The 25,120-nt window shown below is 74.8% G+C and carries 1 protein-coding gene (cut by a window edge); it reads left to right on the plus strand.

Annotated features, from left to right (window positions below; genetic code table 11):
* Positions 1-24,889, plus strand: partial view of a lonely Cys domain-containing protein gene (locus tag ACH4U7_RS11155; RefSeq protein ID WP_398527682.1) — the 3' portion only. The gene continues 14,708 nt to the left of window position 1, outside the view; the window shows 24,889 of its 39,597 coding nt (coding positions 14,709-39,597); its start codon lies beyond the left edge, outside the window; it ends in the stop codon at positions 24,887-24,889.
* The last annotated feature ends 231 nt before the right edge of the window (positions 24,890-25,120 follow it).

The raw sequence follows: 25,120 nt of genomic DNA on the forward strand, positions 1-25,120 counted from the left end.
GGGCACGGCGCAGGACGCGGACGCCGAGGCACTGCGGCGCGCGGCCGCCGTGTACAAGCGGTTCGCGGATGACCTGAACCGCGCGCTGGAACGCCGCCAGGGGAACGTCCCCGTGGACAGCCGGATCACGGCGGACGACTTCCACATCGTCTGGCGCGGGCGCGGTGCGGACGTGGGGCGGACCGGCACCACTCCGGACGCGGACGTGGCGGCGGCGCGCCGTCAGGTGACGATCGAGTCGGCCGACCCGGCCGCGACGCTGAACGAACTCCGCCTCGCCGACCCGGACCTGGTGAACGACCCGCTGGACGGCGACGTCATCGCCCGCCGCATCCTCCATCTCCCCCCGGACGCTCCGGTGGACGCGAACGTGCGCGAGCGGCTGCACGCGCTGATCACCGACGCCGCCGCGGACGGCTGGGCGACCAGCCTGGCGGCGCTGGGCGCGTACCACGTCTTCCAGCAAGGCGTGATCGCCCCGAACCGGGACCGCTACCTGACGGTGGGCGGCACCCGTGTCCCGGGCCTCAACTGGGCCAACGAGAAGGTCGCCGAGGTGATGACCGACTCGTTCGACATCATCGAGCAGCGGCCGGACGGCAGCTTCGAGGTGGCCGACACCCCCGACGCCGAGTGGCTCGGCGGGCCGAGGCCCTATGTCGTGGCGGCCGAGGGCACCCACGAGAAGGTCGTCGTGCCGTGGCCGGACGGGACGACCCGCGACCTGACCGCCGGGGAGTTCATCGAGCTGGTCGCGCGCGACCTGGAGCGGGAGGGCCTGCCGAAGGACCACCCCATCGTGCTGGCCGTCCCCTTCGCCGGCGACCAGGGGCTTGATCTGCCGAGGCTGCTGGCCGAGCGGACCGGCAGAACGGTGTGGGCACACTCCGGCCATGTGCTCGCCGGCAGCGAGCAGGGCCTGATGTCCCTCGGCGTGTTCCACGAGAGCGGCCGTCACCAGGGCGACTGGATCCCCAGCCCGCCCGGTATGGCGCCCGACCGCGGCCCCGGCCTCCCGGAGTGGTACCGCAAGGTGCTGACGCGGACCATCATGGACGTGCGGTCGAAGCGGCAGGCCGGCCGCTCCGGCCTGCCGGACGATGAGGTCGCGCGGCTGGGCACGGAGGACGATCAGCGTCACTTCGGCACGATGACGCACTACGTCCACGTCAACGGCGTCACGGGCGACGTCGTGTCCGGGAAGATCCCGCTGCCGTACCTGGGCAGGAGGTACACCTGGGACGGACACGCCAAGCCGGGCTGGATGGCGTTCGAGCTCGCGGACGGCACGACCCACTACGCCTACGGCGCCGAGGGGCCCCGGTACCTCGCGCGCCGCAAGAGCGTGCAGAACCTCGACGAGGACGACTGGATCCACATGGAGTCGTGCTGGAGCGGCTCTCCCGTGGACCGTGCCGTTCCGGGCATCGGGAACTCGGACACCGTCTTCCCCGGGGCGCTGCACGCACTGTCCACCGCCTTCGTCCCCGATCCGCTCGCCGACATCTCCGTCGCACAGCACACGGCGAACGAGACCCGGCACAAGGTCAGCGCCACCTTCGGGTCGGTCGGCGTCCTGTTCCACGACGGCGAATACGTCATCACGGTCTACACCGACCCGCAGGGGCGGCTCGGCGCGATCGTCACGTTCTACCCCGAGCCCGACACCGCCGAGTTGGACCGCCGCGCCCGCGTGGCCGGATACCACACGGGCCCGGGGGAGGTGCCCGAGGAGGCCGGGCAGCGGACGCTGCGTCTGGTGCGGGCGCTGAAGCTGACGCTGGGGAACGACGTCGACGACCGCGTCCAGGTGGAGCAGGACGCGGAGTACGCGGAACTGCTGCGCGGGGCCGCCGCGCTGGACCGGATGTGGCGGGACGACCCGCGGTCCGACGACGCGGGCCCGTTCACACTGGACCTCCTCCAGCGGATCGTCGCCGCCCGGCTCCCCCAGGGGCAGACCGAGGCCCGCCACGACGACTACCGCGCGGTGCTCACCGCCGCGGCGGCCGCGCCCGACGGTACGCCCCTGACCGCCTTCGCCCCGGGGCTGACGGGGGCGCTGGACGAGGCGGCCGCCTGGTGGAGCGGTGTGGACCCGGCCGTGGCCACCGCCGCCGCCCTGGCCCTGGACGACCCGCAGCAGGTGGGAACCGCCGAGCTGTCCCGGGTGTTCTGGGCCCGGGTCAAGATGTACGAGGCCCTGGCCGCTCCCGGCATGGACATCGACCGGATCACCGCCCAGGTCTTCGGCGGGACACCCGACGACGACCTGCGCGATGCCACCCGGTGGCTGATGGCCGCGCTGTACGCGATCGGGCGCGACGGGGGCGACCTCGTCACGGTGAGGGCGGGCTACCTGGAGAGCCTGGGCGCTCTGTCGGACGCCACCGCCGTGTCCACCCCCGGTAAGCCGGGGGACCCGCCGCAACTGGCGTCCGGACGCCACTTCGTGGACGCGCCGAAGACCGCGGACCTGGACCTGTCGAAGGTCTGGACACCCGGCGGTCTCGAGGACGCGCCGTGGGCGGGGCCCGGTCGGCCGGCCCCGTACGTGGTGCGGGCCTCGGTGGACTGGAACAACCCGGGTCGCCTCGCGCTGTTCCTCAACGGCTCGGACGTGAGCGTGTCGGAGGCCGAGTTCGTCGAGCTGCTGGCAGGCGACCGTCACCTGCTCGTCACGCCACAGAACACCGCCGTCCTCCTGGAGATCTCGCAGCTCGACCGGCACTTCCCCGGCCTGGCGCAACGGCTCGCCCAGAGGATCGGCCATCCGGTCCACTCGACCTCCCTGCCCGTGGACCGGATCACGCCTCCCGCGGCCCAGGGCTCCCAGGCGCCCGTGATCGCTCTGATCCCGCCTCCGAACGGCCCGGCCCCCACGGCCGCGGACTTCCGCGAGACCGAACCCATCACCCCGAACCCGCCGGTCGACACCCCGCGCCCGGTGCCGGCCCCGCTGCCCCGCAGCGCCGGCCGGATCATGCCGTCGCCCTGGGCGCCGATGCCGGCGCTGCCCCCGGCGCTCCGGTCCGCCCTGGCGCGGGCGTCGGCCGCCCGGCCCGCGCAGCCGTCGGCGGCCCCGTCCGCGTCACCGCCAGCGCCGGGCCCGCGCCTGTCCGCGGGCCGGATCGCGGAGCTGGCCGCCCGGATCGACTCGGACCAGGTGCACACCGTGCCCGTCGGCGATCCGCCCGCCGCACCGGCCCCGGCGACGCCGACCGGCAGGTTTGCTCCCGTAGCCCCGCCCGCCGCCTCTTCCCCCGGGCCGTCCGTGCTGCCGCGGTCCACCCCGGTGGCGTTCGACGGGCAGTCCGCCGAGGTGTCGGCCGACCAGGAGGCGGAGATCGCGCGGCTGGCGGCCCGGGTGGCCGAGACCGGCCTGCGGAACAAGCGGGCGAAGCTGGCCGAGACCCCGATCCGCATCACCGGACACGGCAGCGGAGCGGACGGGCAGCTCGCCCGCTCGCGGGCCGACGCGGTGGCCGCGGTGTTCCGGCGCCACCTCGACCGGGCGCTGAGCGCGCTCGGCGCGGCCGGAGCGGACCTGTCCGCAGGCGGCCTCACCCTCCACGTGACGACCGACGGCACCACGTCACCGGATCCGGCGCCCGCCTCGGTGACGATCGGCATCACCGCCGACCGGCACTCGGCGACGGCACTGCGCCTGGACGAGCTGCGGCAGGCCGAAGCCGGTCTACGGGACGGCCCGTTCCGGCCGGCCGCCCTGGCCAGGCGCGTCCTGGGCCTGGCCGACGCCACCCCGGTCACCGGCGCACTTCGCGCGGACCTGTACGCGGTGACCGACGCGGCGATGCGGGACGGCCGGGCGGGCAGCCTGGCGGAGGTGGCGGCGTACCGCGCCGAGAAGGACGCGGAACGCTACGCGGCCCACCGCTTCACCACGGGCGGCACCCGCGCCCCGGGCCTGAACTGGACGGGCCTGCCCGACCGCGAGCTGTACACGGACACCATCGGCCTCCTGGAGGAGCAGCCGGGCGCCACCCCCCGGATCCTCGACTCGAAGGTCCCCAGGTGGCTGGGCGGCCCCACGCCGTACCTGCTGGCGGCCACCATGGACGGCGACCGGGTGAGGATCCCGACGCTGGACCGCACGACGCGGACCGTGAGCGCCGAGCGGTTCGTGGCGGAGGTCCTGAAGGACCAGGAGCTGGCGAGCCTCCCCGCGGACGCGCCCATCGTGCTGGCCATGCCGTTCGCCGGCGACGGCGAACAGTACCTGGCGCGGCTGCTGGCGGAGCGGACGGGCCGCACCGTATGGGCGCACAGCGGCGACGCGCGGCTGATGACCACGCCGGACGGCCGGCTGGCCGTCGCGGTCTTCACCGCTTCCGGGCGCCCGGTGGGCTCCTGGTTCCCCGTCCCGCCCGGCATGCTGCCCGACGCGGACGACACGGACGACGCGGACGACGGGAGCGACGAGGACTGGCACGAGGACGTGCTGTCCTCCCCGCTGGCGAGCGCGGCGACGGACCTGCAGATCGGCCGCGCCTCCTACTCGCCCGACCATCTGGCTATACGGGAGGAGGACTTCCGCCACCTCGACCAGGTGACGAAGTACGTGCACACCAACTTCGCCACCGGCACCCTCTCCAAGACGTTCCCCCTGGAACCGGCCGCCCGGGGGAAGCTGAAGGCGTTCTTCGCCGCTCACGGCGGGGCGGGCTACACGTCCTTCGCCCTGGCCGACGGGGGAAAGCACACGGCGTGGGGCGACGCGGGCGCCAAGTGGCTCAAGAAGCGCAGGAGTTTCACCGGCCTCCTGAAGGACAAGGAGGACTGGCTCGGCCTGGTGATGTGCCAGGCGGGTTCCCCGAAGGACAGCGCTGTCCCGTCCCGTCGCGGCTACGGCAACGCCGGCGCGTTCGTGCCCAACCCGCTCAGGAACGTCGCCCAGGGCCAGCACTACGCGAACGAGATGCGGAACAAGACGAGCGCCACGACCGTCAGCTCAGGCGTCTTTTTCCACAACGGCGAGTACGTCCATGGCCTGGTGACCGACCCGCAGGGGCGCTGGGGGTCGTACGCGGAGTTCTTCCCGGAGCCGGAGACCGACGAGTTGGACCGCCGGGCGCGCGCCATCGGGCTGCACAGCGGCCCCGGGCCGGTGTCCGAGGAGGCGCGGCAGCGGACGCTGGAGCTGGTGCGGGCGCTGAAGCTGACGCTCGGGAACGAGGTCGACGACGACGTCCGGATCGAGCAGGACCCCGGCTACGCGGAGCTGCTGCGCGGGGCGGCTGCGCTGGAGCGGATGTGGCGGGAGGATCCGCGTTTCCGGCAGGCGGGCCCGTTCACCCTGGAGTTCTTCCAGCGGGTCGCCGCCGCGAAGCTCTCCCTGGGGCAGGCCGGGCCGAGCCGAGCGGACTACCGCGCGGTGCTCGCCCAGGCCCTCGGCAGCGGCCCCGGCACGTCACTGGGCGACTTCGTGACGCTGCCGCCGGCCGTGGACCGGGCCGTCGCCTGGCTGGGCGGCCCGGACGTGACGCGGGAGATCGCGGACGTCCTCCAGCTCTCCGGCCCGGACGAGGTGGGCGAGGACGAACGCTCGCGGATGTTCTGGGCGCGGGTCAAGGCGCACGAGGCGCTGGGCGCGCTCGACGCCGCCGGCCTGGACGCGTACACCGCGGGGGTGCTGCACCTGGACCCGTCCGAGGTGGACGAGGCTCGGCGGGACCAGGCGCGGGACCTGACGGCCGCGGCGTACGGGGTCGGCCGCGACGGGGCCGACCCGGCCCAGGTGGGCGCCTACCACCTGGAGACCGAACAGGCCCTGTCCGCCGCCACGGCCATGCCCCCGGTCACGGCCGGCGGCCCGGCGGCCGGGCGCCATCTGCTGGCCACGCCGCAGGGGGACACCGCCGTGGACCTGTCGAAGCTCCACACCCCCGGCGGCACGGTGGACGCGCCATGGCACGGGAAGACCGCGGACGGGAGCGACCGGCCGCACCCGTACGTGGTCCGCGCCGAGCTGGACCGCAACGACCCGAGCCACCTCTTCGTGTCGTACGCCGGGGTGACCCGGCGGGTGCCGGCCGCGGAGTTCCTCGAACTGGTGGCGGGCGACCCGGGACTGCTGACCCTCGACCAGGCCGTCCCCGTCTTCCTGGCCGTCTCCGAACTGGACCGGCTCGCCCCCGGCCTGGCGCAGGACCTGGCCCAGCGCATCGGCCGGGAGACCTACTCCACCGAGTTCCCCGTCGGGAAGCACACGGCCGCCGGGGCGGCGCACCCGGTGTTCTCCCTGCACCCCTCACCCGCCACCGGGGCCACCCCCACCGCCGGGGACATCCGGGTGTCCGCTCCCCGCGCGCTGGACCCGGTGAGCATGCCGGGGCCGGTGCCGCCCCCGCCGCTCGACGCCGACGCCCCCGGCTCCTCGCGCGGCGACCGCCGCGCACCCGCCCCGACCCTGGAGCTGGACGCCCCGGTGCCCGGGCTGGACGACCCGCTGCCCGACCTCGGCGGCCGGGTGCCGGGCCTCGACGATCCGCTGCCCGACCTCACCACCGCCCTCACCGAGGTCCGGCCGCCCTCACCGCCCCCGCCCCCGCCGTCGCCGCCCTCGACGCTCGGGCCCACCCCGCCGCCCGGCCAGAACCCCCGGCCGTGGCCGGCCGGGCGGCAGATCGACGAGGAGCTGGAGAAGCGCCGCCGGCCGCGCGTCGACAGTGACATGCTGCCGCCGCCGCAGGTGCACCGGCCCAGCAAGTTCACCGACGACACCCGGATGCCGGGCTACGTCGACGGCTTCCTGGCGTTCCCCGGCGACGAGTCCGACGACACCGCCATGCCCATCGCCTTCGGACAGAGCGACGTCTACCTCCGCGGCTGGGAGCGGATCGTGGAGCACATCGACGCCGAGATGGAGGCGGAGGGCGCGGAGACGGCCTCGGGCGAGGAGCCGTCGCTGCGCCACCGGGTGCGCGGCGGCGGTATCGACGAGTCCGTCTTCGACCGGATGCAGCGCGCGATGCGCGAGCGCCCGCAGACCTTCCTCGGGGAGGGCCGCGAGTTCGTGTACCGCGCGGAGTCGGGGCGGCTGCGCAGGATGCACATCAGGGTCCGCAACTACGGGGAGTGGACCAAGTTCACCGACGGCACCTCCCCCATCAAGGTCGACAACGCGTCCCGCGCGCAGGCCAGCGTCGGCGGTTCGAAGACGGTCGGCCAGACCCGCCAGCTCGCCCCGACCGTGCCGCTGGGGCCACAGGGGACGGTCTTCTCCGCGTTCGGCCGGATCGGCCTCCGGCTGGGCCGCACCCGCGAGGTCAACTACTCCATGCAGGACCAGGTCCTGAACGTGGGGGAGACCCGCGGGTGGGACACCTCGCACCCGTACCTGGACGACGCGTACGTCGAGGTGCGCATCACCGACGCCGAAACGCCGCGCCCGGCCAAGCGGGGGATCCTGGGCACCCGCTGGCGGGCGAAGCCGGCCACCGCGGCGGCCCCGGACGTGGAGTTCGCGTTCGGCGTGCGCCACGGGCTGGGGGCGCGGCTGCCGGAGGCCGTGACCAAGGACCCCAAGCTCCGCCGTACCCCGAGGACGCTGGAGCTGGGGCCCGAGTCCGACTACCGGCTCGTCATCACCGAGGACTTCGGGCCCGTCGCGCAGATCCGCGACTGGGCGGTGGACCGGATCGGTGCCGAACCGGACTCCTCGGCCTACCGGGAGCTGGACCGGTTCATCTCCTCCCGGAACTTCCACCAGCTCGCCGGGCGAATGGCCCGAGGCTCGGTTCCGGGCAAGCCGCTGTTCGCCGACGACAAGAAACGCACCCCGCTGGGCGCTTTCGTCATCGAGCGAGTGGTCCCGGGGCGGGCCGTGCTGGCCTCGGAGACGGACAAGGCGGAGCTGCGGGATTCGGCCTTCCTGACGGTGCAGAACACCCGGAAGCAGACCAAGGCGATCGCCAAGGACTTCTCCCTCGTCCTCGGGCCCACGTTCAATCTGCCGACGTTCGGCCTCCAGAACGTCATCTCCGACTGGATGAACCGGGTCAAGCCCCGGATCCAGCTCGGCCCCAGCGCGCGCATCGGGCACACCCGGGGCCGCTCGGCGATGACCGGCGGCTCGGGCGCCGTCCGCTCGGTCGGCCGGGCCAAGAACGTCACCACCGACCTCTACCGGGTCGAGAAGACCGTCTGGATCCGCAAGACCGGGGACGCGCACGCGACACCGTTCACCACCTGGAGCCTGGACCGGATGACGCGCACCGAGGCGCGCCGCCTGGCCGGCATGGAGGACGAGAACACCTTCGGCGCCACCGAGCCGTACGCCCCCGCCTACCTCACCGAGAACCACCCGCCGACCCTCGGCATGGCCCGGCCGGTGCAGTTCCTCTACGCCAACGGCCGCTACAGCCGCAGGTTCGTGGCGGCCACCGAGGGCGAGGACACCTCCTCCGGGACCACGCCCCCGCCCGCCGCCGAAACCGACAGCGGGACCGGGGCCGGCACCGGGACCGGCACCGTGCCCGCGATCGAGCCCGGCCCGGCCACCGAGGCGGGCCCGCAGGTCACCTTCGCCGAGCGCAACCGGCTCGACTCGTTCACCCGGCAGGTGCTGACCGCCGTCTCCCGCAGGTACCCGACGATGGTCGCCACACTCGAAGAGCTCGGCGACCCGGGCGACAAGAGGTGGCGCAACCACGCGCACTACCAGATGGTGCTGCACAACACGCTGACCGTCATCAACGCGCTCTCGCACCACAGCATGGCCGGCAACCTGGAGGCGATGAGCCGGACCGGCATCCGGATCGGCCTGGTGAACCCCGGCCGGTTCACCCGCGGTTACTACCACATCTGGATCGACGCGGAGCTGACCAACCGCACCTATGTGTCTCCCACGGACACCATCCTGCGCCACAGTGCGCCCGGCGCCACGACCCTGGGCGAGAGCCAGTACGGGGTGCAGGGAGCCGAGTTCGGCTTCGAGGCGCTGGCGTCGGTGCGGGACACCGCCGTCGATGACATCGGGTTCCCCAGCCACGCCCTGACCGGGCAGCTCGGCTACCAGGCCGGCTGGCAGACGCGCGACGAGTCCAACTACGGCGCGACCGCCACGTTCGACCAGATGTCGATCAGCACCAAGCCGGGCAACCTGTACTCCTACGATCTGTCCCTCACCGTGAGCACCGGCGGCTACTGGCGGCCCCGGAGCCTGCTGCGCGGCCTGGTCAGCTTCGGCATTCTCGGCACCTCCTTCTTCGTCCGCGGCCCCAAGAGCCGGGGGGACATCATCGGCGGCAACGCCGAGGTGCCGGCCGTCCGGGGCAAGGTGCTGCTGAGCATCCCGTCCGAGCACTCCCCGAAGACCGACCCGCACGCGCCGGGCGCCGACAACCCGTACCTGGACCCGAACCCGGTCACCCGCGCCCCGATGACCCGCGACGAGGCCAGGAAGCTGCTCGACGCCTCCACCGAGGACGGCCGGCAACCCGGGCCGCTCGAAGGGGTGCCCCACCAGACCCTCTCGGTGGTGGCCGACAGGACCTCCCCGGGAATCGTCGACCGGGTCCTGGCCAAGGCGTCCCACAACAAGTGGCAGCTGACCCGGGTCGGCGCCCCCGCGCACGACGCCGCCGTACGCCCGGAGCAGCCGCAGTTCCTGACGGCCAACGTCGACCAGAACGCGAGCGCGACCGGATCGCGCACCACGGGCCTGTTCGGCAAGGGCCCCTACATCGACTGGCTGGCCACCGTCGTGCACCGGATGCGGGTCACCAACCTGCGCGCGCTGACCCGGCCGCAGCCGATGGAGACCGAGATGACGGTCGGCGGCAGCAACAGGATGTCGGGGGCGCAGAGCAAGTCCTTCACCCAGTCGGCCGGTCTGACCGCCGTCTACGGCCACTCCCACCAGCAGGGTTCGGCCGTCACCGGCAACTACGGCACGGTCTGGCGGCCGTGGTGGCGCACCCGGGGCGCCAGCGGAACCATCACCCGCACGGTCACCTCGGACATCAACCGGGTCGACCAGGGCCACCAGGTGCTCACCACCGGCGACGCCGAGCACGAGGTGGCCGCCGAGATGCGCTCCTCCGGCGTGCTCTCGCCGCTGGGCGCGGTGGTGCGCAGGCTGCGTGACTGGGCCGGGGAGCGGCAGGTCGTCAAGGGCGGCTGGCTGGGCCACCTGCCCGAGCGGGCCGCCCACCGGCTCGGCCTCATCCGGGGCGACGACCTCGGCGGTGGCCCGACGTACACCCGCCGCGACTGGCTCCAGCCCCGGTGGTTCCGCAAGGCGCCGTTCGCCACGTACCCGGTCGACTCCGTGGACACCTCCAAGGTGGTGGAGGAGTTCGAGCGGCAACTGGACGACCTGGCCATCGACGACGAGAGCCGGGAGGCCATCCACCGGCTGACCTCGGCCCGGGTCACCCGCGCGCTGCGCCGGGAGATGATGGGCACGGGCTCGGCGGTGACCGCGAGGATCGGCGGCCCCGGCTGGAAGCAGATCCGGATCGGCGGGCGGAACGTACGCATCCGGGCGCAGCTCGAACCCGTGGGGGAGCCGCGTTTCGTCCAGTTGTGGCCGCGCACCGAGCTGGAGGACCACCGGTGGGCGGTGGAGACCTACAGCGACGGCTTCTCCAGCGGCCGGGGCAGCGACGCCGGAACACAGGTCAACGAGGGCGTCCACACCGGCGATACCGATGTGCCGACGGCGGGCCCGTCGATGGCCGAGACCGGCTCCAACCGGCAGAACGTCTCCGCGACCGACACCCGCGTCCGGGGCCGGGTGTGGTCCTCGTACACCAGCGAACCGCACGCCGAGTACGCCACCCGCTACCGGCTGCGCATCACCATGGAGATGGGCCGGAAGCGGGGCGACGGGCCCAGGCACCCGGAGACCCGGCGGATCGAGCACAGCGGTGACGTCGGCATCCAGCGCGAGATCGTCCCGCTCAGCCTGATGCGGCCGGACACCGCCCGGGGCTCCGCCCCGGCGAAGGGACCGGACCCGCTGGCCCCGCCGGAGATCGGCGACGAGCCGACCGCGGTGAACGTGCTCACCGGGAAAGACTCCCCGCTGGAGAAGAGCAGCGATATCACCGGTGTTCTCGATTCCTGGCGCGCCATCACCCTGCCCGACGGGACGCAGGGCCCGTTCGTCCCGCCCAAGAACGGCTTCCACGTCCGCAACGTCATCGGCGCCGAGAACATCCTCGCGGCCGGCACCATCGCGCTGGCCAAGGCGTACGACAACCGGCTCGCCACCACCTCGGGCCGGCTCACCGGGGAGGAGCTGGAGCGGGTCCTGCGCACCGCGCGGATCACCCCGCTGACCGCCGAGGGGACCGGCTCCGCGCAGGTGCTGGAGGACTCCCTCGGCTCCGGGGCGCTGTCCGCGTTCTTCGAACACGCCTCGGGCAACAGGGGTTACGAGACCGCCGGCCTGGTCGAGAACGCCCTCGCCGACCGCTCCGAGGGAACGCTGCGGGTGTTCTCCCGGCCCGACTTCGCCGGTGCGCGGTTGATGGCGGTGGCCGACGGCGCCCGGATGGAGTCCGCCACCCGGATCACCCAGAGCGACAACGCGACCGCCTCCCAGGGCGGCGACCACAACACCGTCCTCGGCGCCGCGCCCGCCCTGAAGTCGGACACCACCGGCTCGGCGAACCCGGGCGCCTCCGGCACCGGCGCCGACACCTCCGACAGCGACGGCCGGGTGATCGCGGGCGATCAGGCCCGCCAGGTGACCGTCAAGCCCAACACGGGCCGGGTGTTCGCGTTCGCCATCCCCACCGCCTGGCTGAGCGTGGCCGACGTCCACCGGCAGTTCAAGGACCTGCCGTCCAGCAACTGGGTCCGCGAGCACCTGCTGGGCTCGCTCGGCGGCGTCAGGCCGGGCCCGCAGACCGTCGAGTCGCAGACCCACGTGCTGGCCTGGGTGCGGGAGGACGTCGCCCGCCAACTCGGGCTGATCACCGACGACAACTTCCCCGAGTCCGTCGCCAAGGCATGGGACAAGGTCAAGGACGCGGCCAAGACATGGGCCGACGAGGACGCCAAGTACTGGGAGCTGCGCCGCGACCTCCCCGATCTGCGGGAGGCCGTCGAGGCCGCCCGGGTGGCGCGCTCGGTGGCCCGCCGGGAGCGCCGGGAGGCCCAGGCCGCGGCGAGGGCGGAGTTCGCGGCGGCGCGGCAGGACCTCGTGGCGGCGACGGCCGCCGCCGACGCCGCGCTCACCCAGGACCCCGGGGACTTCCCGGCCCCGGTGGGCGACGAGCTGCGGTCGGCGACGGAACTGGCCGAGGGGGCGCGGCAGACCCTCCAGGACGCCCTGCTGACCGACCTGACGGACGACACCACGCCCGCGCTGCGAGCCGCCGCCGAGGCCCGGCTGGAAAGCGCCCGGCAGGCGCTGTCCGAGGCGGAAGACCTGGTCGGCTCCATCCGGCGCAGGGAGCGGAACCGGATGGCGGCGGAGGCGCAGCGGGCCTTCGAGCGCCGGACGGCCGCGGCCGACGAGCGCGTGGCGGGCGCGCGGGACGCGGCCCACGCGGCGGCCCAGACGTTCCGGACGGCCGAGCGCGCCGTGGAGGCGCGTATCACGGCGGTGCGGAGCCAGGAGCGCAAGGCCGAGAACGCGGCGGACGCCCTGCACCACCTGCGCGCCCAGACCGACCGGCTCACGCACTGGCACCGGCTGCCCGAGGACCCGCCCAGCGGCGAGGAGGGCGCGGTACCGACCCGCGCCGGGCTGCCCGAGCCCAAGGTGACGGACTGGGAGCCGGTGAAGACCGAGCGGACCGAGAACCCGGCCAAGCACTCCGACAAGCCGAAGCTGGCGCGGGCGCCGAAGCTGGACTCCATCACGGAGGAGCCGTCGGCGGAGCCGAAGCCGGCGCGGAAGCCCAAGCCGGCACCGAAGCCGCCGTCGGGGCTGGACCCCATCGCCGAGGAGACGCCCGAGGAGCTGCCCGAGGACCTGACCGAGGACCTGACCGAGGGTAAGGCCCCGGCGCCGGACACCTCCGACCCGGGGAGCACCGGGGACGACACCGGCACCGACAGGTCCGACGGGTCCGACACGGGGACGGACCGGCGGCATGACACCCCGGACACGATGTTCCGGGAGGAGCCCGAGACCTCCGGCACGCCGCCGCGGTACACCGAGGTGACCGCGCTCCGCGACGGCACGCCCGCGCTGAAATCCCCGGAGGGGACCACCCACCGGCTGCTGGACGTTCCCCAGGACAACTCCTTCTACCGCGCCTTCCAGCGCGCGCTGCCCGCGGCCCGCACCGGTGCCGACGGCGCCCCGCTCGACGCCGCCGGGCTGCGGAACGTACTCGCGGACGCGGTGGAGGGGCTGCCGGACGACTCGCCGCTGCTGGCGTACTTCTCCCCGGACGAGACGGACACCTTCACCTCCGCCGAACTGGACGCCGCGGCTCTGGACCTGGGCATCGACACCCCGCAGCGCCGGGAGTTCGACGTCCTCGGCGTGATCCCGCACTCGGCCGGCGACCGCCCCGGCCCCGAGCGGCGCTACCAGCCGCTGACCCCAGCCCAGCGCCGTGGCCTCGCCGCCGGTCAGCTGCGGCGCGCCGCGAACGCCGCGAACGACACCGGCTGGGACCACAGCGCCGCCGACCTGCTCCCCGCGCTCGCCGCCCGGACGTACGGGGTGGGCGTGCGCGTCGTCCGCGAGGACGGCACCTACCAGGACTTCTCGCCCAACTCCGACCGTCCGCTGCCTCCCGGCGCCGAGCGCGTCGTGCTGTACGTGGCCGACCGGCACTTCCGCGCCGTGGAAGCGGCCGCCGTGGCCGAGGGCCCGCCCCCGCCGCCGAAGCCCGAGCCTCCGGTGGACGACTCCCTGCTCACCGCCCACGCCACCCGTCCGTGGACGTGGGAGGGCCTGGACGACGAGACCTACGCGGAGCAGCCCAAGTTCGACGCGGCCACCGATGTCCATACCCTGACCGACCCCGACGGCTACACCTACGACCTGGTCGCGCCCCTGGCCGGGGAGGGGAACCTGTTCTACCAGGCAATCGCCGTCGCCCTGGGGGCGGCCCCCACGGGCGGCCGCGGGTTCGAGGTGATCGACGACCTGACCGAGCTGGTGGACACGGTGCCGCTGCCGCGGACGGCCCGGCTCGACCCCCGGGCCACGTTCACCGAGGACGAGCTGTACGAGGCCGGGTTCCGCCCGCTGGACCCCGTGCGGCGCCGGGAGTTCCTGCGCGGCGGCGGCCGGCTGCCCGAGTCCTGGCCGACGCCGCCCGACTGGGTGCGGGACGGCCTGATCCGCGCCCACCTGCGGAGCTCCCGCCGCTGGAGCCCGGGGACGGCCCTGCTCGCCGCCGAGTTGGTGGCGAAGCACATGAACCTGCACGTGACCTACGTGCACGAGAACGGCACGATCGACACCTTCGGCACGGCGTCCGCCGACGTGGACAACGCCATTGTCCTGTACGAACGCGGCGGCGACTACCTCGCGGCGCTGCCCCGCGGCGCCCGTAACCCGCGCGGCCCCTGGAACTTCAGCACCACCAAGCCGGCCCCGCCCCCGTCCCCGCCCGCCCGGTTGGCCCCGCCGCCGCCCTCCCGGCCCGCGCCGCCCCCGCCGCCGCCCACCCGGCCCGCGCCGCCCCCGCCGGTGGTCGACCTGCCCCCGGTCGGACCGCCCGGCGGCAAGGGCGCGCCGAAGCCCCCGCCCACCGGCCGGGGACGGCGGCGGCCGGTCAACGACGGCCTGCCGTTCGGCCTGGACACGCCCCCGGCCGGCACCCGCAGCCGGTCCGACGCCGAGGGCCGGTCGCTGGTCCGCCCCCGCGACCTGCGGAGGGCCCTGGACCTGCTGGACACGCTGCGGGCGGGGGTCCCCGAACTCGGCGAAGGCCCGCTGGACATGGACGCGCTCGCCCGCCATGTGCTGATGCTGGACCCGGACACGCCCGTGACCGACGCGCACCGGGACGAACTGCTGGGCATCGCGCTGGCCCCCGAGATGACCGCCGCGCCCAGCCTCGCGGTGCTGGCCGGGTTCGGCCTGGCAGAGCGCGGGGCGACCGTCGTCCGGGACTTCGGATACGACGTGGACGCCCTCGCCGCCCGCGTCCTGCACCTGGACGCCCCCGACCCGGCCCGGCGCCGGGAGTTGGTGCGGCTGCTGGAACGGGCCACCGACGTCGGGATCGACGCGAGCCGGAGCGCGCGGCTGGCCACGTTCCACCTGGCGACCGGGGGCCTGTTCACGCCGGAGCGGGTCATCCGCCGCTTCGACGGCACGGCGATGGGCCGCGACGGCGACCAGCCCCTCCCCGCCCTGGACCTGGACCTGAGCCAGGTCACCCTGGTCGGGGCCGGGCCCGACGGCAGGCTCACCTTCGACACCACCGAAACGGCGCCCTGGGACCGGCCGGAGGGCCCGGCGCCCTGGGTGGTCCGGCTCAACGGCCCGCTGGGCGAGGGGCTGCTGTCCGGGCGGGTCCCCGTGGAGGACATCGCCCACCTGCTCCACATCGACCCCGAACGCCGCGCGGGCGGCGAGATCGTCCTGCTGCTCCCGCGCACCGACCCCGCCACGGCGGGGCCCGCCGTCGAAAAGCTGCTGGACGCGGTCACGCGGAGCACGGGCGTGAAGGTGCACACCGCCTACGGCATGGCGGACTTCTACACCGATGAGGACGGCCGGACCACCATCGCCCTGGGCCCCGACCGGCACGGGCGGCAGCGCACCGCCGCCGACTTCGTCTCCGCCGGCCCGAGCGCCGGCGTCACGACCACCACCGGCGTCACCCCCCGCCCGGCGACCGGCCGCAAGCGGCCCCGTCCGCGGGCCGGGGCCAAGCGGCACGCTCGTCCGCTCGGAGCGGCGCCGCCCTCCGCCAAGCGGCCGCGCAGGGTGCCGCCGGCCACGATGCCCGAGGCCCCGCCGCGGTTGCCGAAGGGGCCGGCACCGGAGGAGACACCGGCGGACGGGACGCTGCCCGAGGGGGCACCGCCGGACGGGACGGCACCCAAGGGCCCGACGCTGCCCGAGGGGGCACCGCCGGAGGGGGCACCGCCGGAGGGGGCACCGCCCAAGGCGCCGCCACGGTCGCCCATCATGACGTCGCCGGTGGGCGGCACCCCGGGCTGGGCCCGGGGGCGGCCGCTGCCGGTGCCCGGGGACGGCTTCTGCCTGCTGCACGCGTTCCTGGCGAGCGGCCCGCTGCTCGTCCGCGACGCCCTGCCCGGCCTGGCCGCGGACGGCCGGTCCACCGCCGACCGGGACGCGTACGCCTGGCTGTCGGACCCCGCCCGGGTCCGGGCCGACCTGGCGCGCGCCGCCGCGCCCGGCCCCTCGGACCGCCATGTCCTCGACACCATGCGACGGTTCGTCGCGGACCGCCTGACCGCGAGCCGGGGACGGCTGCCGGTCGAGATCGTCCACCAGTACCGCAACTCGGTGCCCGGCGGACTGGCCGCGGCCGTGGACCGGATGGACGAGGTCGCGCTGGTGACCCGGCTGACCGAGCTGGGCGTCCCCGTACCGGACCAGAGCCGGTTCCCGAGCAGGGGGCAACTGCGCGGGGAGATGGGCGACCTGGTCCTCCGGCACACCCCGCTGGACGACAAGGAGCTGTCCGGCCTGCGCGCGGCGGTCCTGGACTGGGACAACAGCTGGAACTCCGACATCGGCGACATCTTCCCCCACCTGCTGGCGCACGCCTTCGACGTACGGATCGACATCGCCTCGTCCCACAGCCGGGTCGACGGGCGGCCGGGCCTGCGCGGCATGCGGCGCGGGATCGGTCCCGCGAGCGCCGCATGGGAGATCGAGCTCTTCCACAGCAGAGTGGTCGACGCGAGCGGGCGCCCCATGGGAGGGGACCACTACGAGGGCAGCACCGCGGCCCCCCGGTTCGCCTCCACCACGGCCCCCGCCGGCCGCACCACCGCCGGGCCGCCCACCGGCCCCGGCACCTCCACCGGCGATCCGGCCACCGGCCCCGGCCCCACCTACAGCGGGCGCCCCGCGGCCGGCGGGACCGCACCCGGCGGGACCGCACCCGGCGGCCCCGCACCCCGACAGGCGCACAGGCCCGGACCGGGCAGGGTGGACCGGCACCGGCCCGGAACCCACCGGACCGGGCCGTGGGCGGGCTCCCGGGGACGGCCCCGAGGCCGGTGGCAGTGGCCCGACCGCGCCGTCGGCAGCCCCTCCTCGCCGGGCCGCACGGTCTGGCTCACGCCCGGTGAACCGGCCGCCCGGGCCCGGCTCAACCAACTCCGGTCGGCCGACCCCGAGCTGCGCCACGGCCCGCTGGACATGGACCGGCTCGCCCGCCGCGTACTGCTGCTCACCCCCGAGGAGCGGGTGACCGGCGACCGGCGCGCCGAGCTGATCCGGCTGGCGTCCTCGCCCGCGGCCCGGAACGTGACGAGCCTGACGGGCCTGAGCGCGCTGTACCTCGTGGACCGGGGCGTGTTCGACGACCGCTTCCGCGTCACCGACACCCGGGGCCGTCCGCTCGGGATCAACTGGACCGGGAGCCGGATCCCCGCCGGCCTCGATCCGAGCACCACCGCGGTGATGGTCCGCCGGGACGGGGGGAGCACCGTCGGCGACGTCCGGCCGGCGCTGTGGGCTTCCGGGCCGGGCCGTCCCGACCCCTATTTCCTCGCCACCTCGGGCGAGGACCGGATTCTGGTGCGGGGCCGCGCGGGATTCGCGCGCCATGTGCCGTTCGAGGTGTTCAACGAGCTGATGGCGCTCGACCCGGTCCTGGCCGCCCTCCCCTGGGACGTCGCGGTGGCCCTGATGATCCCCGGCCTCGGCCGGATCGTCGCCCGGCCCCGGGCGTTCGCCACCCGGCACAACCGCACCGTGGTGTCCACCAGCGGCTTCCTGACCGTCATGGACCTTCCGGGCCGGGCGGGTCACCGGGTGCTGGGCCTGCTGGACGAGGAGGGGCGGCCCCGGGGCGACTTCTTCATGTCCCATCCCGGGCCCGTGGCCCCGGGCCCGGGGACGGACGACTGGGTGCGGGACGCGGACACCTTCCCCCTCCCCGACGCCGACGGCTGGGTGACGGGCTTCGTCTCGGTCGACCTCGGCGCCGACGACGACGGGGGCCGGACTCGGCTGCTGGGCGCCGCGCGGGTGCCGACGGCGACCTCGTTGGTGAGCTACAACGCCCAGCTCCATGCGTATGGCGCGAAGCGGGACGTGCCCTGGCCGCTCGGCACGACCGTCTACGAGGCCCTGCACGGCCTCCCGGGCGTCGTTTCCTGGATCACGCGGGACGGGCGCCGTGACATGAGCGGCCGTGACCACGCCCGTGCCGTGGTCCGCTGGTTCTCCCTGGCCCAGGTGTCGCCGCGCCGCTCGCAGGCGCTGCTGATCTGCTTCTCCGCCGCGCGGCCGGGCGTCGGCGGCGTCGTCGGACACGGAATGTACGACGGCCCGCTGCCGTTCGTCCCCGACCCGCTCGCGGTGGTGGCCGTCGGACAGGACGTGGCCAACGAGACCGGGGCGACGGCGTACGGCTCCCTGTACCGCGTTGCCACGCCGACGCTGGCGGACGGCACCCTGGCCGTGGCCCTGTTCACCAACGCCCGCGGGGAGGGCGACCGTCTGGTGAAGTTCCCGCCGGAGCCGGAGGACACCGCGCTCGACGAGCGGGCCCGGACGGCCGGGCTGCACCACGGCCCCGGCCCCGCGCCCGAGGCGACGCGCGACCGGGCGCTGCGGCTGGTGCGCGCGCTGCGCGAGGCATTCGACGACCCGGACGTGGACCTCCGGCCGGACTATCCGGACCTGCTCAGGGGCCTCGGCGCGCTGGACCGCATGCGCGAGCGCGATCCGGACCTCGACCGCGACGGCAACCGCAAGTTCACCCTGGACCTGCTGCACCGGGTGGTGCGCCGGTTCCCGCCGGGCCGGCCCGGCACGCGGCCCGGTGGCGCCGAGCACATCCAGGAGGTGCTGGCCTGGGCCGACGCCGCGTGGCAGGCCAGGCCCGGGCGCCCGCTCGGCGGCTTCGCCGCGCTGCCGCACGTGACCACCGCGCTGAACCGGCTGCCCGCGGCGGGCACCCCGGCCGCCGAGGCCATGGCCCGGGAGGTCCTGGGCCTCGGGGCCGGGCAGCCGGTGCGCGAGGCGGAGCTGTCCTGGCTGCTGTGGACCGAGGTCAGGCTGCTGGAGCTGCTGGACACCGTCGTCGACGGCGCGGAGTTCGCCGCCGGCGTGCTGCACCTCGACCGCCCCGACCCGGCGCGGTTCGGCGAGGCGGTCGCGCTGGCGCGCAAGGCGTTGGCCGTGGGCCGTTTGTCGTTGCCCGAGCTGGCCGCCTACCACCTGGAGAGCGGGGGCGCCCTGTCCGACCGTACGCTCGGGAGGAACACCGCGGGCGCGATCAACGGCCGCGACCTGAGCCACGGCTCAGCCGGGCTGGACGGCGACTTCGACGCCAGTGTCATCACCCTCATGGACTACGCGCCCGACGGCTCGCTCGTCGAGGTCGGCACGGCCCCGGCCCCCTGGTACGCACCGGGCAGCCCGGCCCCGTTCCAGTACGTCTTCGACGGTGGCTTCCTGGGCGCGCCGGTGCCGCGGCAGGAGTTCGGCGAACTGGTCTTCCGCGACGCCATGCTGCACGGCGCGCCCTGGAAGGCCGACATCCTCCTGGTGGCGGACGGCGCCCGGCCCCCGGCCGGGGCGCCCCTCGCCGGGACGCTCGCCGGGGAGGCCGCCCGGAACTCGGGCCGCGGAGTCTGGGCCACCTCCGGCCGGACCGGGATCCACCGCCGGCCCGGGTCCAGGACGTACACCCTCTACCTGGCGCCGGACGCGTCGGGGCGCCGGCCCCAGCCGTCCGACTGGCACCTCATCAGGCCGGGCGATCTCACGCCGCCGGCCTCGGGGCCCGCCTGGGCGCTGCCGCCCGTGGGCGGCCCCGTGGCCACCTACGGGATCGGCCGCGCGGCGCCGCACGCCGTGGAGCCGGCCGACACTCCGGCCGCGCCGCCCGGGGACGCCGACGACTCCACCGCCACGCCGCCCCCGGACGACGGCCGCCAGGACGCGGCGACCGTCGCGCTCGCCTGGGACGAGCACACCTGGGCGCTGGCATCTCTCGCCGTGGCGGCGGACGCCGCCACGGACACCGCCACGGACGCCGCCGGGCGGCTGGAGGACGCCCTGGCGCGGCTCGAGGACGCGGTAACCCTGCTGTACCACCTCGGCGTCCCGCCGACCCGGCTGACCGACGCCACCACACCCGAAAACACCGCCGCGGTCCCGCCCCCGGCCCTGGGCGAGCACCTGCGGAGCTGGCTCGCCGACCAGATAACGGCCAACGATCTGCACCAGGGCGCGCCGCGCCTGGACCCGGACGAGTCCGTGACCCTCGCCGAACTGCGGGCCGCAGGCGCTGAGCTGACGCCCGCTCTGGAGATCCAAGCCACACTGGGCGGCGACCGCCTCCAGGCAAGGCGCCTGACCCCGCAGGACCAGGTGCGGCTGCTGCTGCACCGGCCCGGCCCGGGGCCGGACGGGCTCGACACGGTCGCGGCCGAGGTGTCGCGGCGACTGTGGCGATCGGCGTACGCGGAGTTCGCGCAGGCCGCCGCGGCGCGCGAGGGCGCGGCCCCGGCGGAGAGCGCGGCCCCGCACGACGACGCGCGACTGCAGGACGGCCCCGAGGCGCAGGACGGGCCCGAGGCGCAAGACGGCGCGGCGCTGGATGCCGCTCGGGCCTGGGAGCTCGCCGCCTTCCTGGTGCTGCCCCTTCCGCCGTACGCGGCGCAGGCCGATGTCCGCTACGCCAGGGACGCGTTCCGCGAGGCGGTTCGGAACGTCGCCGAGCACCTGCTCGCCCACGGGCCGAACGCCCGGTCGGCCGGGGAACTGGCCGACACGCTGCGGCGGGAGCTGGGTCTGCGGCCCCGGTGGACCGAGGCCGCCGCGCCCGCCCCGCTTCCCCGGCCGGTCGTGTCGACGGCCGCGGCGTCCTTGGACGGGGAGGCATGGGACGCCGACCTGCTGGACTTCGAGACGTCGGCGGAGTCGGACTCCGACGACGACATGCCGGACGCCTTGGACGACTCGGCGTCCGAGTCCTCCGACTCGGCGGACAGCCTGTTCTCGGACGACGCCCGCTCGTCCGGAACCGAGGACAGCGACTCCGATTCCGACTCCGACTCCGACTCCGATGCGGATTCCGACCGCTCCGCGTCTGCCTCGAATCCCGTTTCCCGTACCGCGCTGCCGCCGACGGCCGGGGTGCGGTTCGTGCGGGGATCGACCGCGCTGCCCGACGCGGACAAGGCGAACGTGCGCAAGCTGGCCCGTCGCCTCGCCCTGACCGGGTTGCGGAACCACCGGGCCGGGGCACCCCTGCCGGAAGTCCTCATCGTCGGCTTCGGCAACGACGTACGGTCCAACGCCGAGCTGCCGGCCCGGCAGGAGATGGCCCGGGAGCGCGGTGCGCGGCGCGCCCAGGCCGTGTACGCGCACCTGACGCAGGAGCTGGCCGTCGCGCTGGCCACCCTCCAGCGGGACCTGCCGGCGGATCAGTCGCGCCTGGGCCCGCACGACTTCGAGCTGCGGAAGTACGGCCTCCCCGAAGTCCCCCCCAACAAGAGGGTCGCCCAGTTCCCCCGGCCCACGCTGATCCGGATCACCACCGAACCCCGCGCGGACGCGGCGGAGACCCTGGACCGGCTGCGCCGCCGGGAAAAGGGCATGCGCCACGGACCGATGGACGTGTCCGCACTCGCCAGGCTCATCCTCCACCTGCTCCCAGGCACGGTCGTCGACCAGGGCGTCCGGGACGAGCTGTTCGACCTGGTGCTGGAGGCGGACAAGGCGGGCCGGGCGACCGGCCTGGCGGCGCTGGGCGCGTTCCACGCCCAGCGGCGCGGCGTACTGGACGACCGCCACCGGTTCACCGACGCTGACAGACCGGGGGAACCCGCGGGCGTGAACTGGACGGGCTCGGGCGCCGCGGAGCTGGACACCTCCGAGGTCGATCTGGTCGAGAAGGACAAACAGGGCACGGCCACCGCCGAGTGGCTGGACGACCAGCCGTGGGACTGGGACGAACCCGCCTATGTCGTGGCCGCGGCGGGGGACCCGCGCAAGATCGTGGTGCCGTGGCCGGACCGCACCACCCGGGACCTGGGGATCGACGAGTTCGCCGAGCTGATGGCGCACGACCCGGGGCTGTCGAAGCTGCCGAACGACGTGCCGATCGTGCTGGCCGTCCCGTATGCGGGTCGCGGCCTGCTGTTCCTGGCGCGCCGGCTCGCGTTCCGCACCGGCCGCCTGGTGTACGCGCACAGCGGGGATGTGGGGCTCGTTGTCGAGCAGGGGAAGCCGGCGAAGCTCCAGGTGGTCCATCACAAGGGGGATCCCGAGGGCGACTGGGTGCCCAATCCTCACGACCTGGACCCCGGTTCCCCCGACGACGTGCCCGACTGGCACCATGACGTGCAGACCTGGCCCATGGTCAGCACGCGGACCAGGAAGCAGTTCGGACGCGTCATGTTCACCCCCGCCGAACTGGCCGGCTTCCGTGAGGCATTCTTCCGCCGCATCGACGAGGTGACGTCGTTCGTCCACTTCAACCCCGCCACGGGCGAATGCTCCACAAGCTTCACGCCGGCGGACCCGGACGAGGCCGCCCCGGGGGTCTACCAGGGCGGCCACGGATTTGCGGGGGGCATCGCGGTCCCGATGTGGGACGGCAGCACGCGGATGCTGGACGGTCCCGGGACGCAGCGATGGGCCCGCGCGCGGCGGAACAGCATGTCCGTCATCCCCGCGGATTACTGGGCCGACCTGGAGATCTGCTGGGCGGGTTCGCCCAGGAACACCCGGATACCCCTCGGCGACAACGCCGGTACGGGTTTCCCCGGGCCGTTCGTCGCCGACCCGCTGGAGAACGTGCCAGTCGGTCAGTACTACGCCAACGGGCTGCGGCGCAAGGTGCGCTGCACCGTCCGGATAGCGGGGCTCACGGAGACCGGGCCGCGGAACCGCCGCGTCTACTTGCGCGCGATGCTCACCGATCCCCAGGGGCGGCGGTCCGAGCGTGCGAAGTTCTTCCCCGAGCCGCGGGCCGCCGAGCTGAAGCGCCGGGCGCGGGCGATCGGTTTCGGCGGCCCGGACGGAAGGGTGTCCGGACCGCAGCGGCACCGGACGCTGCGGCTGGTGCGAGCGCTGAAGCTGGCGCTGGGCAACGAGGTGGACGACGCCGTGCGCGTCAAGAAGGATCCCGAGTACGCCAGGCTGCTGCGCGGGGCCGCCGCGCTGGACCGGATGTGGCACGCCGACGGGCGGTTCGACGCCTCGGGCCCGTTCACGATGGAGCTGTTCCACCGGATCGTCGCGGCGAAGCTCCCCGCCGGTCAGACGGAGCCGCGCCGGGCGGACTACCGCGCGGTGCTCCTGGAAGCGGCGAACGCGGCCGACGGCACGCGCCTGAGCGACTTCGTGACGCTGTCGCCGGCCGTGGACGCGGCCAGTTCCTGGAAGGGCGCCCTGTCGGCAGCGGCCTGGGACGGCGTCGTCGGGCCGATGCTGGGGGTCGGCGCCGCCGACGTGGAGGACGGCCATCGCTCCCGGGCGTTCTGGGCCCAGGTCAAGGCCCATGAACTGCTCTATCGACCCGGTCTCGACGTCGACGGGCTCGCCCGGAAGGCCCTCCACCTGGAGGCGACCGACCCGGTGGACGCCGCGCGCCGGGAGGAGCTGTGGCGGCTGGTCGCCAAGGCGTACGCGCGTGGCCGCGACGCCGCCGATTTCCATGTGCTGGCCGCGTTCCACCTGGAGGCGGCCGAGCCCTTCTCCTGGGCCTGCCGGCTGAAGGACCCGCTGCTGAACGGGGAGAACGCCGGGAACGACTGGTCCACCGGGACGAGGATCGCCCGACTGGACACCTCCAGGATCCAGACGCCCGACGGCCTCGAGGACGCCCCGTGGACCGGCCAGGACGACGCCGGCCACGAGCGGGCCGTGCCCTTCGTGGTGCGGGCGTCCTACGACCCGTCGGACCCGGACGCCCTGCGCCTGCGCTTCCGCGGCAACGGACGCGTCTTCCGGGTGCCGTTCGAGGAATTCGTGGAGCTGATGGCCTACCATCCCAAACTCGTGGACCGGCGCCTCAACGGCGTCCTGGTGCTGGACATCCCCGGCCTCTACGACACCCGCCTCGCGGACATGCTGACCGAGCGGCTGGGCCGCCCCACCACGGTCACAAGCGGCACCACGGGGATCGCCCGCCCCAGCGGGGCGCAGTACCCGGTCCTGTCCCTGTCCCCCTCACCGCTGGAGGCGAAGCCGACGGCGGCGAGCTGGGTCCTCAGGGAACCGGTCGAACCCGCCACCCCCACGAACGCCCCGCTCCCGGTGCCACCCGTGCTCAACGGCGCGCCCTTGCCCGGTGGCGCGCCCGTGGGCCCCGGCAGCACCCCGGCCCGCCCGTCCCCGGAGATCTACGACGCCCCGGCCGTCCTCGCGGAACAGGGCATCGACGACTGGCGGGCGCTGCGCCCCGAGGAGTTCGGCGTCCTGCTCGCCGAAGGGTTCGCCGAGCAGGACGCGCGGGCCCAGGTGTGGCTGGACGCGGGCGAGGTCACGGACGACACCCGGCGCACGCTGAACGCCGTACGCCAGGCGCTGCGGAACGGCGCCACTCCCGGCGAGGCCCTGAACACCCAGGGGGGCACGCTCCCCGCCGACCTCCGGCTCGCTCTGGACGCGGCGGCCCGCGCCACCGACCGGGCGCGGCGCCCCGTCGAACTCGTCCTGCGCACCATCGGCGGCCCGGTCCACCTGCTCCTCACCCCCGGCCCGCCGCACGGCTCGGCCTCCGAGACGCCGGTGCCGTCGGCCGAGGTGACCGAGGGGGTGCCGTAGATCGTGGTGACGCCCCCGCAGAACAAGCCGACGCCGGACCGTACGGTCGGCACCAGCCTGGTCACCCTCGCCGTGGCCTGCCCGGTGCTGACCCGTCGTCGGCCGGAAGGAGCAGCGAACCGTCTGGCGGCGACCATTCCGGCGGGCCCGATGTCGGTACAGCGGTGCCTGATGCTGGTGGCCGCTCTCCGCGACGCGCTGTATCCGGGCGGGGTGCGCATCGCGGGCACG

The sequence above is a fragment of the Streptomyces sp. NPDC020845 genome, assembly GCF_044334165.1.
In the GTDB taxonomy this organism is placed as follows: Bacteria; Actinomycetota; Actinomycetes; order Streptomycetales; family Streptomycetaceae; genus Streptomyces.